Origin of the sequence: Burkholderia lata (genome assembly GCF_000012945.1) — a bacterium.
GTDB lineage: Bacteria > Pseudomonadota > Gammaproteobacteria > Burkholderiales > Burkholderiaceae > Burkholderia > Burkholderia lata.
The window spans coordinates 1454212-1467393 of record NC_007510.1 but is presented as its reverse complement, the minus strand read 5'-3'; the positions used below and the strand labels follow the sequence as shown (position 1 = coordinate 1467393).

Annotated in this window: 12 protein-coding genes; 4 read left to right on the top strand and 8 right to left on the bottom strand. The window is 68.0% G+C overall.

Translation table 11 applies throughout. The annotated features are described in order from the left end of the window. Positions 1-3: 3 nt before the first annotated feature. Positions 4-513, bottom strand: a complete 510-nt coding sequence (locus BCEP18194_RS12605) for a sigma-70 family RNA polymerase sigma factor (RefSeq protein ID WP_011351668.1) — start codon at positions 511-513, stop codon at positions 4-6. A 576-nt stretch (positions 514-1089) separates the two neighbouring features. Between BCEP18194_RS12605 and BCEP18194_RS12600 the strand changes: the two genes are divergently transcribed. Together BCEP18194_RS12600 and BCEP18194_RS12595 are read left to right on the top strand one after the other, a co-directional pair. Continuing rightward, a complete protein-coding gene (locus tag BCEP18194_RS12600) occupies positions 1090-2250 on the top strand; it encodes a porin (RefSeq protein ID WP_011351666.1) in 1161 nt (386 codons plus the stop codon). A gap of 410 nt (positions 2251-2660) precedes the next feature. After that, complete coding sequence (locus BCEP18194_RS12595) at positions 2661-3875, top strand: transglycosylase SLT domain-containing protein (RefSeq protein WP_011351664.1); 1215 nt, start codon at positions 2661-2663, stop codon at positions 3873-3875. Between the two features lie 31 nt (positions 3876-3906). Here the strand turns inward: BCEP18194_RS12595 and BCEP18194_RS12590 are convergent, their stop codons facing one another. The 3 genes from BCEP18194_RS12590 to BCEP18194_RS12580 form a co-directional block, all read right to left on the bottom strand. Further along, entirely contained in the window at positions 3907-4452 is a 546-nt protein-coding gene (locus BCEP18194_RS12590) for a hypothetical protein (RefSeq protein WP_244272946.1), read from the bottom strand. Positions 4453-4490: 38 nt separating this feature from the next. Beyond that, positions 4491-4820 (bottom strand): hypothetical protein, encoded by a 330-nt coding sequence (locus BCEP18194_RS12585; protein ID WP_011351662.1) that lies wholly within the window; start codon positions 4818-4820, stop codon positions 4491-4493. Between the two features lie 220 nt (positions 4821-5040). Further along, on the bottom strand, positions 5041-5787 hold the full coding sequence (locus BCEP18194_RS12580; protein ID WP_011351661.1) for a MipA/OmpV family protein: 747 nt from the start codon (positions 5785-5787) through the stop codon (positions 5041-5043). 246 nt (positions 5788-6033) lie between these two features. Here BCEP18194_RS12580 and BCEP18194_RS12575 point away from each other — a divergent pair, with 246 nt between their 5' ends. Both BCEP18194_RS12575 and BCEP18194_RS12570 read left to right on the top strand, forming a co-directional pair. Further along, positions 6034-6759 (top strand): response regulator, encoded by a 726-nt coding sequence (locus BCEP18194_RS12575; protein WP_011351660.1) that lies wholly within the window; start codon positions 6034-6036, stop codon positions 6757-6759. Beyond that, on the top strand, positions 6760-8136 hold the full coding sequence (locus BCEP18194_RS12570; RefSeq protein ID WP_011351659.1) for an ATP-binding protein: 1377 nt from the start codon (positions 6760-6762) through the stop codon (positions 8134-8136). It abuts the gene before it with no gap. 50 nt (positions 8137-8186) lie between these two features. On the opposite strand, the gene BCEP18194_RS12565 is transcribed toward BCEP18194_RS12570, so the two are convergent. The 4 genes from BCEP18194_RS12565 to BCEP18194_RS12550 are packed head-to-tail and all read right to left on the bottom strand — an operon-like array spanning position 8187 to position 13124. Next, a complete protein-coding gene (locus tag BCEP18194_RS12565) occupies positions 8187-9227 on the bottom strand; it encodes a FecCD family ABC transporter permease (protein ID WP_011351658.1) in 1041 nt (346 codons plus the stop codon). Then, positions 9224-10240 carry an ABC transporter substrate-binding protein gene (locus BCEP18194_RS12560; RefSeq protein ID WP_011351657.1) on the bottom strand — a complete coding sequence of 339 codons (1017 nt, stop codon included), beginning with the start codon at positions 10238-10240 and terminating at the stop codon, positions 9224-9226. Before BCEP18194_RS12560 ends, BCEP18194_RS12565 begins: the two co-directional genes overlap by 4 nt. Beyond that, positions 10237-11034 carry an ABC transporter ATP-binding protein gene (locus BCEP18194_RS12555; RefSeq protein ID WP_011351656.1) on the bottom strand — a complete coding sequence of 266 codons (798 nt, stop codon included), beginning with the start codon at positions 11032-11034 and terminating at the stop codon, positions 10237-10239. Before BCEP18194_RS12555 ends, BCEP18194_RS12560 begins: the two co-directional genes overlap by 4 nt. Beyond that, positions 11034-13124, bottom strand: coding sequence for a TonB-dependent receptor (locus tag BCEP18194_RS12550; protein WP_011351655.1), 2091 nt, complete (start codon positions 13122-13124; stop codon positions 11034-11036). Before BCEP18194_RS12550 ends, BCEP18194_RS12555 begins: the two co-directional genes overlap by 1 nt. Positions 13125-13182: the final 58 nt, after the last annotated feature.

Below are 13182 nucleotides of genomic sequence, written 5' to 3'. Positions count from 1 at the left end.
CGGTCAGGCCGCCATCGCGAAGAAGCACTGCGTGCCGGCCTTCACGAGATAGCGCTTCACCGTCGCCAGCGACACGCCGAGTTCGCGCGCGATCTCGGCCTGCGTGAGCCCGTCGAGCTGCGCGAGCAGGAACGCCCGCTTCGCCGCGTGCGGCAGGCCGTCGAGCAACCGGTCGATTTCGAGCAGCGTCTCGAGCACGACGGCCCGCTCCTCCGGTGACGGCGCATAGGCTTCAGGGCGCTGCGCGAGCACATCGAGATACGCGCGCTCGATCTGCTCGCGCCGCCAGTGGTTGCTCAGCACGCGCTGAGCGACCGTCGTCAGGAACGCGCGCGGCTCGTCGGCGCCGATCGGCTCGTCGCGCGCGAGCAGGCGCATGAACGTGTCGTGCGCGAGATCGGCCGCGCGGTGCGCGCAACCGAGCTTCCGGCTCAACCAGCCGCGCAGCCACGCGTGATGGCCGGTGTAGAGGGCGTCGATTTCTCGATGGAGAGACAGCTTGTCAGCAGACATGGCCGGGTTCCGGGGTGCGCAGGCGTCAACGATTTTGTAAATGAGAATGATTATTATATACAAAACCGGGACGGCGACCGGCGTTCCGGTGCGCGGTGGCCGTTGCCGCGCTCCGTCGTGAGCGCACCGGTGGCGGTCACGCGCTGGCGCGGCACAAGCACGACGTTCCACGCATGGAGCAACAACGAGACAGAAATGGATGACCACGCCCCACGACACCGCCACGACACCGCCAGGCACGCGCAGCCCGCCGCTAACACATTCATTACAACGCGACCAAATCGATTCATTAAATAGTTATTTGACGGATCGATAACAATATCCCGGCCGCCTTGATTCCTCCCCGAATTGGCCGAAATTATCGCGAGATATGCAAGCCGCAATGGCTAAATCGCGAAATGACAATCAATTGATACGTAATTTTCAACAATTCAAATCCCCCGATCGCAAAAATCGGAGGACATCCCTGTCTGCGTCAGGCCACAAAAGAGAATTTCATTTTTGTCGTTTTAATCGGGCTCGGTAGTCTCCTGCCATTCCGGATCACGAACACAAGCCAATGCGCAAGGAGATGACATGAAACGCACGACCCTCTCTCTGATTTCCATCGCTTCATTCGCGGCGATACCCGTCGCGCATGCGCAGTCGAGCGTCACGCTGTATGGCGTAATCGACACGTCGATCACCTACGTGAACCATGCGCAGGGCAAGGACAACGCGTGGATGCTCGGCAACAGCAGCGCGGGCAACCTCGCCGGCAGCCGCTGGGGCGTGAAAGGCACCGAGGATCTCGGCGGCGGGCTGAAGGCGCTGTTCCAGCTCGAGAACGGTTTCGACCCGAGCAACGGCCGGATGGGCCAGGGCAGCCGCATGTTCGGCCGGCAGGCGTTCGTCGGCCTGACGAGCGACCGCTACGGCACGCTCACGTTCGGCCGCCAGTACGATCCGCTCATCGATCTCGTGCAAGGCATCACCGCCGACAACTATCTCGGCAGCGTGTTCGCGACGGCGGGCGACGTCGACAACTACGACAACAGCTTCCGCGTCGACAACGCGGTGAAGTACACGTCGGCCGTCTATTCGGGCCTGCAGTTCTCGGCGATGTACTCGTTCGGCGGCATCGCCGGGAGCACCGGCGCCGCGAATTCGTATTCGGCCGCCGTGTCGTACAACAACGGGCCGTTCAGCGTCGCGGGCGGCTACTTCCACACGACCAACAGCCCCGCGTCGAACACCCAGCGCAGCGGCTGGACCAGCTCGTCGGACGGCACGTTCGACGGCCCGGTCAACAGCGGCTATGCGAGCGCGCATTCGATCGGCATCGCGCGCATCGCGGGCCAGTACGTCGCCGGCCCGTTCACGTTCGGCCTCGGCTACAGCAACGCGCAGTACCGCCGCGATGGAAGCTCGGTGTTCGGCTCGAACGAGCACTACAACACGGGGCAAGGCTTCGTGAACTACCAGGCGACCAATGCGCTGCTGGTCGGCGTCGGCTACAGCTATACGCGCTCGGGCGGCGACACGTCGGCCACCTATCACCAGGTATCGGCCGGCGCGGACTACAACCTGTCGAAGCGCACCGACGTCTACCTGACCGCCGCGTACCAGCACGCAAGCGGCCAGACCGGCGACGGCAAGGGCGGCTCGATGGCCGCGCAGGCGTCGATCGGTTCGTACGGCTATGCCGGCACGAGCTCGCAGACGATGGTCAACCTCGGCCTGCGCCACCGCTTCTGATGCAAAACGGCCGGCTGCGCGACACGCGGCCGGTCGAATCCGCATTCACCGGTACGGCGGCTTCGGCCGCCGTTGTTTTTGAATCGCCTTTCCGTCGCCCTTTTCGACCCGGATATCGATTGCCGCGCATTTTTCATCCGGTTCGATTCAATACCGATTTCCCGAAGCAAATGACGCGACGCGTCAGTATTCCGACGCCTCCACTGCCCCGGCATTCGCACGAAAATCCGGCCATTTTTACCGAAAATGCTTCGCCGCCCCCCGCGATCGGGCGCGATAAAAATGCGTGGCGAACGCATGGGCAAATGCAAAGGAAAGTTTGACGCGAGCCATTTGCCTGCTCGCTATGGCACACTTCGCGTCTGCGTAATTTCCTTGCACCGGGCGGCCGGATTCCGCCCCATCCTGCCATGCCGCGTCAGACAACCCGTTCGATCAGCCGAGCAACGCTGAAAATCGCCGCGACGATTGCAATGTCGTGCGCGCTGCACGGCGTTGCGCGGGCCGATTGCCTCGACGACGCGGCCGCGTTCCAGCACGTGAGCGTCAGCCTGATGCGCGGCATCGCGCAGGTCGAGTCGGGCATGAATCCGAGCGCCGTCAACACCAATACGAACGGCACGGTCGACATCGGCCTGATGCAGATCAACAGCACCTGGCTGCCGACGCTCGCGCGCGAAGGCATCACGCGGGAGAGCCTGTTCGATGCGTGCACGAACGCGTATGTCGGCGCGTGGATCCTGTCGCAGAACATTCGCCAGCTCGGCGCCAACTGGAACGCGATCGGCGCGTACAACTCCGCCTCGCCCGACAAGCGCCTCGCGTATGCGCGCAAGGTCTATGATGCAATCCGGACCATGCCGGATTCGCCGGATACTCCCATGCCTATCCTTCCACCGTCCTTTACGCCGCCGCAACAGGCCCAGGCGTACAACCCGTTCGCGAGCCTGAGCGTGTCCGCCCCGCAGCAGGTCACGCGTCCGCGCACGATTTCGTCGGCCCCGCCGCCTCCGCCGCAGGGCGGCCCCGCCGGCCCTGCCGGCACGTACAACTTCGGCTGGACGGTCACGGGTGCGGACCAGGCGAAGCCGACCCAGGTTTTCGACGACGGTGCGCGGATCTACGTGCAGTTCAGCGACATGAAGCACCTGCCGGCGATCTTCACCGAGACGTCGTCCGGGCGCGTGCTGATGTCGTGGGAGCTGCAGTTTCCGTATGCCGTCCTGACGCGTCCCGCGCAAACGTTAATCTTCCAGCTCGGGCCGTTCGAGGCGCGCGCGCAGCGTAGCGCGGGCAACGGCGCAGGCATGACGGCGCAGGCTGGGACGGGGAGCACGGCGACGGCTGCGGGCTCGAAAAAGTCGGCGAATGCGGCGGCGAATGCGGCAGCCAGTCCGGCGGCAACGGCATCAAAACGCACGGCGTCGGCCGATGCGCTGTGGTACGTGAATACGCCTTCGACGTCGGGCACCACGGCGGCCTCGCCGTCGACCGCGAACGTTCCGGCCACGCTGCCGACGGCCATCACGTCGAACACGCCGCCGCCCGCGCCGGCTCAAGTGCCGGCTGCAGCCGCTCAGCCTTCGCGCGCCAGCGCGGATGCGCTGTGGTACATCTCGAAGTAACGCGCCGCCGATCGCACGCGTCGCGCGGCGATCATTGCTCGACGGTCGGCGGCAGCTCGGGTGCGTTCATGTCGTCCACCCATTGCAGGTCGGCCGCACCGTTCTTCCTGAAATACACGCGCAGATAGCGCGACGTCGACGATTCCGGCCGCGGAATCGTCACGTCGATCGTCTGGTGTTCCGCTGCGACGCCGCGCTCGATCTCGGCCAGCGGTTGCGCGAACACCCACGCCAGCTTCACCGTTTGCCCCGCCGTGACCGTGCAGCCACAGGCGAACCCGCCGCCACCGCCAAAGGCCTCACCTGCCTCCCGCGCGGACGGGTTGCCGAAGCATCCCGACTTGTGTTCGTTGTCGAGCCAGAACTCGTGAAGCTTGCGGGTGTACTCGTTATAGCCGGTGATGCAAACGGTGCGAGGCGCTGCCGATGCCGCGTCGTCATGTTGCTCGCATCCGGCCAGCACGCCGAGCACACCCAGCGCCGCCAGTGTCAGCGCACGAGCCCCTGCCCTGGACTGCGTCGACAGCTTCGCGAACACGACACTGCCGGGCACCGCACGCATGCCGACAACATTCACTCGCGTCCCCACAGGCACACCACCACCGGCCGAACCCCTCACCCGCGCCGCACCCAGATCACCTTGCCATCGCGAATGCCGAGATTGCGGCGTTCCTGCCGGTAATCCATCGTGCCCGGCAATGCCTTGCCGTCGCGCTCGAGCACGCGCCACAGGCAGCCGTCCAGTTGCGCCGCCGCATCGGCCTCGGCCTTGCCGACCAGCGCATCGTCCGGCCCCGCGTCTGCCTTGCAGGCCTGCGACGTGCCTGCCGGCTCGCCATTCATCACCATGCCGCCTGCGGTCGCATTCTTCGTCTTCATGTCCGTGCATCCCGCAAACGTTGCGCCCGCAACCAGCGCCATCATCATCGCGATCGTCTTCTTCATCGGATTCTCCCTGTTGCGCCCGGCGGAACCTGTGCGGCGTTCCCGGCCGACCGGGCATTGCATGCGTGTCGGTCCGCGCGCACGGGCCACGTCGATGTTGCGCGCCCCGTGCCGCAGGTTCGGCTTGCCGCCGAAGCCGCCTGCATGTTACCGCACGCCGCGCGGCGTGACGGCACGGGCATGCCGGCTGCGCCGCTCGATGCGTGCCGCGACAATCCGCTCAGAACTTGTAGGTCGCACCCGCGATCGCGTAGTAGTTGCTGCGCGACTGGACGATCGGGCTGTCGCCGTAGCGGCCGAGCAGCCGCGTCACGCCGCCGGTCGCAAGCACCGACCAGTGCTGCGACAGCGTCCAGTTCCACGCGACCGCCATCGACGCGCTGTCGATCCCGCCGCTCGTCGAATACGGCCGGAACCGGCTCGTCATCGACTGCGCATCGGTCACGCCGTAGAACGTCTGCGTATAGCGCCCCGAGCCCGCGTGCACGGTACCCGTCACGATGATCTCGTGCTGCGCGGTCTTGAACACCGGCACCGCGAGATCCATGTGCCCCGACACGCCGTGCGACGTGTGCGTCACGGGTGTGTCGATCGTGACACTCAGTTCCGCCGCATTGAACAGCGTCACGCCCGCGCGCACGCCGACCAGCACCGAGCCCGGAATCCGGCCCATGCCCTTCAGGTAGTCGGAGCCCGGCAAGTCGAGGCGGTTCTCGTCGGCTCGACCCGCGTCATAGCTCACGGCCGCCGACACGAACGCCCCGTGCGGCAGGTCCAGCCGGTAACCGGCGCCCTGGGTGCTGTCGATGAAGAAGCCATTGCCGAACTTCGCCGAAAACCCCGGCGCAACGACACCGCGAGACTGGTTGCTGCCCGGGTAGCGCGGCGCGATACCGCCACCCAGCGACAGCGAATACTGGTTTTCCGCGTGGGCGGCGGCGGCAAGGGTCAGGCCGGCGAGCGGCATGCAATAGCGGTAGCGGCGGAGTATTGGGCGCACAATATTGAGATAGGAGTGACGGAGCCCGCAGTCTAGGGGCCGCCCTGCGCCGAGACTGTCCTGAATATTCGGAGAATCTGTGCTCAATTGTGTTCGATTGTTCGAGATTGTCGTCTCGCTCCCCCGGCCTTCGGCGCGCCGGATAGAATTCGCGTGCCGCGCCGCGCACCGGCTTGCCGGGGCGTGAGTTGGCGCGTGCGCCCCGAGGAGACCATGAACGAAGATCCACTCAAATACCGTGTACTGCTGATCGAGGACGACGACCGCCTGGCGCAGCTCGTCCGCGAATACCTCGACGGCTATGAATTCGCGGTGACGGTCGTGCGCCGCGGCGACCTCGCCGTCGCGGCGGTGCGCGAGCACCAGCCGGCCCTCGTGATACTCGACCTGATGCTGCCGAACCTCGACGGGATGGAAGTCTGCCGGCGCATCCGCGCGTTCACCAACGTCCCCGTGCTGATCCTGACCGCGCGCCTGGACGTCTACGACCAGGTCGCGGGCCTCGAGACGGGCGCCGACGACTACGTGACGAAGCCGATCGAGCCGCGCGTGCTGGTCGCCCGCGCCCGTGCGCTGCTGCGCCGTGCGCAGCCGGCCGTCGCGGAAGCGCCCGTGGCCACGCCCGAAGCGCTCGTGTTCGGCGAACTGGCGATCTCGCCGCCGAACCGCACCGTCACGTGGCGCGGCGAGCCGGTCGACCTGAAGACCGCCGAATTCAACCTGCTGCTGATCCTCGCGCGCGCGGCCGGCACCGTGCTGAGCCGCGACGACATCCTGAAGCAGTTGCGCGGGATCGAGTTCGACGGACTCGACCGCTCGGTCGATTCCGGCATCTCGAAGCTGCGCCGCCGCTTCGAGGATGCGTCGTCGGAGCCGCACAAGATCAAGACGATCTGGGGCCGCGGCTACCTGTTCAGCCCTTCTGCGTGGGACGAATAAATGCTCCGCCCGTTGATCCGGCTGTATCTCGTCGTCATCCTGTTCGTCGCCGCGTCGATCATCTTCATCCAGCTGTCGTTCGACCGGATCTTCTACGATCGCAGCGCGCAGGCCGAGCGCGATTCGTTGACGACCTACGCGTTCGTGCTCAACGACTACCTCGAACGCCATCCGGGCGAGCAGCGCAAGCTGGCGCTGCGCGAGCTCGCGAAACACGGCAACGAAAGGTTCGACTTCATGCCGATGGCCACCGCCCGCGCGCAGTTGAGCGGCGAGCCGCTGCGCGATCTCGACGCCGGCCGGATCTCGATCAGCTACGACGGCAAGGATTACTACATGCCGCTCGCGGATGGTTCGGTCCTGCATGCGCGGCCGATCGAAGCATTCAGTCTCGACATCAAGATCTATGCATACATGCTGCTCGCGCTCAGCACGCTGCTCGCGGTGGTGCTGTGGGTTCACTATCACTGGCGCGACCTGCGCAGGCTGCAGGAAGCCGCACGCGCATTTGGCGCCGGCACGCTGTCGACGCGCGTGAAGCTGTCGGGCAAATCGAACATCTACGAGCTGTCGCAACAGTTCAACGACATGGCCGAGCGCATCGAGGCGTCGATCAAGCAGCAGCGCGAAATGATGCACGGCATCTCGCACGAACTGAAGACACCGCTCGCGCGGCTCGAATTCGGGCTCGCGCTGCTCGCGGAGCCTGACGAAACGGGACGGATGCGCGAACGCCGCGATGCGCTGCGGCGCGACGTGCGCGAACTCGACGAGCTCGTCACCGAGCTGCTGACGATCGGCCGGCTCGAACAGGGCGCGAGCCAGCTCGCGCCGATGGAAGTCGTCGTCGATGCGCTGATCGACAGCGTCGCCGGCAGCGTCGCGAACGACATTGCCGATCGCGGCATCACGCTCGACGTGTCGGCGCTCGGAGCACCCGCGACCCACGTGTGCGACCCGAAGCTGGTCGCCCGCGCGTTGCTGAACCTGATCCGCAACGGCGCGCGCTACGCATCGCGCACGGTGCTGCTCGCCGCCGAGCGCACCGCGTCCGGCGCGCTCGTGCTGAGCGTCGACGACGATGGCCCCGGCATTCCGGCCGCCGAACGCGCGCGCGTGTTCGAGCCGTTCCAGCGGCTCGACTCCAGCCGCGACCGGCAGACCGGCGGCTTCGGGCTCGGGCTTGCGATCGTGCGACGCGTCGCGCTGGTGCACGGGGGCGACGTGCGGCTTGAGGATTCGCCGCTCGGCGGCGCACGCTTCGTGATCACGCTGCCCGCGCTGGCGCTGCTGGACAATCTGTTCGATTTGCCGGATACCGTCACGAATCTCGACACGTTCGGCGGCAGCGCCGGCATGGCCATCCCGCGGCAATGAAGCGCGCGGCAGGACGCGCCCTGGCCGCCCTCGCCTGACCTGCGCGCCGCTCAGTGGCGGCGCAGCAGCGCGACGAAGAACAGGCTGCCGAACATCGCGGTCACGATCCCGATCGGCAGATCCTCCGGTGCCGCGAGCGTGCGAGCGGCCACATCGGCCCAGACGAGCAGGATCGCACCGGTCAGCGCGGCCACCGGCAGCAGCCTGCCGTGCTCGGCGCCGACGACACGACGGCACAGGTGCGGCGTCACGAGCCCGACGAAGCCGATCGCCCCGCTCACCGCCACCATCGCGCCGGTCGCGAACGACGCGACGACGAAGACCTCGCGCCGCATCCGCGCGCTCGGCACGCCGAGCGTAGCCGCGGCAACATCGCCCGACATCAGCGCATTCAGTTCGCGCCGGCGCGCGTACAACGCGCCGCCAGCGAGCACCGCGCATACGGCCGGCACCGGCAGCAGGTCCCAGCGCGCGAGCCCGACGCCGCCGAGCATCCAGAACAGCACCGACGACGCGGCGCGTTGGTCGCCGAGATACAGCAGCAGGTTGCCGAACGCGGCCATCATGAACGACACCGATACGCCGGCGAGCAGCAGCCGGTCCGACTCGAGCCGGCCGCGCCGGTAAGCAAGCGCGACGACGCAGGCAGTCGCCGCGAGCGCGCCCGCGAACGCGGCAGCCGACAGCGTGAACGGGCCGAATGCCGCGCCGGCCATCACCGTGACCGCGACGGCGCCGAGCATTGCGCCCGCGCTCACGCCGAGCAGGTGCGGATCGGCCAGGCAGTTCGCGGTCGCCGCCTGCAGCGCCACGCCGACCGCGGCCAGCGTCGCGCCGACGATCGCGGCCAGCAGCGCGCGCGGCATCCGGATCAGCCAGACGATGCTGTCGTCGCCCGCCCCTGCCGCGAATGCGCCCGCGTCGCCGAACGCCGACACGATGTGCGTGGCGACGATCCTCACCGCCGCCGGCATCGCGATCGGCGCCGGGCCGAACGCGGCCGACGCGACGATCGACACGATCAACAGCAGCGTCAGCGCCGGCAGCACCACGCGCATGCCGGGCCGCGATGCACGCACGTGCACGCTCATCGCGCCGGCCCCGCGAACGCGGCCGGATACAGCGCGCGCGCGAGCGTCTCGACGGCCGCGACGTTCTCGGGGCCCGGCGTCGCCGCATCGTACGGAATCACGATGAAGCGCCGGTCGCGGATCGCGGCCACGCGCGCGAGCGACGGCTGGCTCAGCAGGAACTGCTGCTTCTGCGCGGCCGTCACGGCCGAATAGTCGACGATCACGATCACCTGCGGATCGCGCGCAACCACGCTTTCCCAGCTCACCTGCGTCCAGCTGCGCGGCAGGTCGGCCATCACGTTGCGCGCCCCGGCCGCCGTCAGCAGCGCGGTCGGCATCGCGAGCCCGCCGGCCGTCATCGGCTTGTCGGTGCCGCTGTCGTAGACAAACACGCGCAGCGGCGCCGGATGCCCGATCGCACGCGACACCGCCGCGAGACGCGCACGCATCGCGCCGACGACCTGCGCGGCGCGCGCGTCGACGCCGAAGATCCGGCCGAGATTGTTCAGGTCGCGGAACACGTCGTCGAACGAGGCCGCCGACTGCTTCATCACGTGCGAACACGATTCGGTCAGCTCGTACGTGCGGATACCGAACGGCGCGAGCGTCGCGGGCGTCACCGCGCCGCCGACATGCATCCCGTAGTTCCATCCCGCGAGATAGAAGTCGGCGCGCGCGGCCGCGAGCACCTCGAGCGACGGATACTGGCTTGCCAGTTCGGGTACGCCGCGCAGCGCATCGCGCACGCGTGCCGTGCCCGTCTTCCAGCCGCCGATCCCGGTGTAGCCGACGAGCCGGTCCTTCAGGCCGAGCACGAGCATCATCTCGGTCAGGTTCACGTCGTTGCTCACCGCACGCGTCGGCGCGCGCTCGAACGTCACGTCGCGATCGCAACTGCGCACGGTGACGGGATAGGCCGCCGCCTGAGCGGCCGCGCAGCCGAGCACGGCCGCGGCAAGCAGCCGGCGGGATACCGGCAATAAAGCGGACGACAAAGCGGAGGACAACAAGGGAAACGGCATGGCGGTCATTCCGGATGAAGCGGCGTGATGCGCGGCCGGCCCGTGACGGGATGGCGATCGACGAGCGCGGCGACGCCGAACACGTCGCGCAGCAGCGCGTCGGTCAGCACGTCGGCCGGCACGCCCGAGGCGACGACCCTGCCGTGCGCGAGCACATGGAGCCGGTCGCAATACGCGGCCGCGAGATTGAGGTCGTGAATCGTGGCGAGCGTCGCGATGCCGAGGCGCCGCACGCGCGCGAGCAGTTCGAGCTGATGGCGCAGGTCGAGATGGTTGGTCGGTTCGTCGAGCAGCAGCAATTCAGGCTGCTGCGCGAGCGCGCGGGCCAGCAGCGCGCGCTGCTTCTCGCCGCCCGACAGCGACGCGAAGCGTTGCGCACGGCGCTCGACGAGACCGACGTCGTGCAGCGCGGATTCGACGATCCGGCGATCGTCCGCCGTCTCCGCATCGAACGGCAGCTGGTGCGGCGTGCGACCCATGCCGACCAGTTCGTCGACCGTCAGCCCGAAATCGTCCGGCGTCTCCTGCTGCAGCACCGCGATGCGCTGCGCGACCGCGCGCGGCCGCATGCGCCACACGTCCTGCGCATCGAGCGCGACGCGGCCGGCATCGGGCCGCGCGTAACGGAACACGCAGCGCAGCAGGCTCGTCTTGCCGCTGCCGTTCGGACCGACCAGCCCGACGAACTCGCCGTCGGCCACGCTCAACGTCACCGAATCGAGCACGGTGATCGCGCCGCCGGGCGACCAGCTCACGCGTTCGATGTCGAGCATGTGCGTCACGGGAGGCTCGTCGCGCCGCATCAGAAGCGCATCGTCGCGACGAGCTCCGCCGAACGCGACGGGCCGAGCAGCCACTGCTCGCCGCCGTTCGACGTCGTCACCGCATACGTGCGGTTCGCGAGATTGCGCAGGTAGAGCGCGAGCTCGGTGCGTGACGTCGGCTGCCAGCGCAGCGACGCATCGAACACCGTGTACGACGGCACCTGCACGCGGTTCGCGTCGTCGCCGTACGTCGCGCCGACGTAACGCACGCCCGCGTTCGCCTGCCAGCGCTCGGCAAACGCCCAGCCGAGCCACAGGTTCGCCGTCTGCTGCGGCACGTTGGCCGGCGCATTGCCGGCGCGCGACACCGTCGCGCTGCCGACCTTCTGGTTGAACTCGTCATAGCGCGCGCGCAGCAGCGCGACGTTCGCATCGACCGTCCAGCCGTGCGGCAGCCGCGCGCCGCCCGTCAGCTCGATGCCGCGCGACGATTGCCGGCCGACCTGCTGGCGCAGCGCGGGATTGAACGGATCGGTGCTCAGCAGGTTACGCTTCGTGATGTCGTACACGGCGAACGTCCAGTATGCGCGGCCGTCGAGCAGCGTCTGCTTGACGCCGGCTTCCCACTGTTCGCCGGTCGCGAGCCGGTAGTTCGCCTGCGACGCGGACAGCGTCACGAGCGAACCGAGGCCCTCCGCGCCCGTCGTGTACTGCGCATACGCGCTGAGCGTCGGCGCGACTTCGAACACGAAGCCCGTGCGCCAGCCGACATTCGCGAAACGCTTGTCGAAGCCCGCACCGGTTGCCGCCTGCTCGCGGCTGAACGCGATGTGGTCGTAGCGCAGGCCGCTCACCCACGCGAGCCGCGGCAGCACTTCGAGCCGGTTCTCGGCGAACACCGCGGCCTGCCGCGCCCGCGTGCTGAACTGCGGCACCGTCGGGTCGGGGCTCGTGAACACGCCGGGATCGAAGCCGTGCGCGGGCACCGTCGATTCACCGCCGTACGGCGAATTGTTGGTCCCGCTGAACGTGATCTGGCTGAATTCCGTGCCGACGACAAAGCGGTTCGCGCGGCCGAACAGCGTCCCGTCGAAGCGGGCGCTCAGCCGATCGCCGATCTGCCGCTGATGGTGGCCGATGTCGAGATAGTCGCTGCGCGTGACGAGACCCGTCGCGGCATCGAGCGCATACGATTCGGCATTGCGCCAGTGGCGGTTCGACGTCAGGTAGTAGAGCTGGTTGTCGATCGTCACGCCGGCCGTCGGCCGGTAGCTGGCCGACAGGCGCGTCCACTGGTCGTAGTAGGAAATCGTCGCATCGCCCACGTTGTAGTTGAGCTTGCGCAGCGACGGATCGAGCACGCCGTTCGGCGCCGGCACGCCATAGTAGGTCGCCGGCATCTGGCGGCCGTAGTCGAAGTCGAGCGTCAGCGTGAGCTTCGGGCTCACGTCGAATTTCAGCGCGCCACCGACGGCCGTCGTATGCGTATCGGCCCGCTCGGCGAGACCGTTCGCGCGCGCATCGCTCGCGTAGAAGCGATACGACAGCTGCGGGCCGAGCGCGCCCGTCGTATCGAACGCGGCGCGCTTCGCGCCGTCGGGGCCGACACCGATCTGCAGCGTCGTCTCGCGCGTGCGCTGGGGCCGCTTCGGCACCACGTTCACGACACCGCCGATCGCCCCTTCGCCGTACAGCGCCGACGCCGGGCCGCGCAACACCTCGATGCGCTCGACCGACCACGTATCGAACGGGAACGTGATCGTGCCGGCGGCCGGCATCAGCCGCACGCCGTCGAGCAGCGTCATCACCGATTCCTGCCCGCTGAAGCCGCGCACGCTCAAGGCGGTGCCGCCGGTGCCGGGCGCCATCGCGCTCGAGAACCCCGCGGTGCGCGTCACCGCATCGAGCACCGTGCGATCGCCGCGCGCGTCGATTGTGTCGGCCGTGACCGTCTCGACGCTCGCGGGCGTGTCGAGGCTCGCAAGCCCGAGCCGCGAGCCCGTTTCGAGCGGTTGCATCAGCGGGTCGACCGGTGCGGCGTGCGCGCTGACGTTGATCGCCGGCAGCGCATGCCGCTCGTCCGGTGCGGGTGCGGCCGCTTCGGCGGCCATCGCGCCCGAGGTCGCCATCGCGCAACCCAGCAGGGTCGTGCAGCCGCGTGCGCGCCACGCGCGGGTGGGCCGGCGC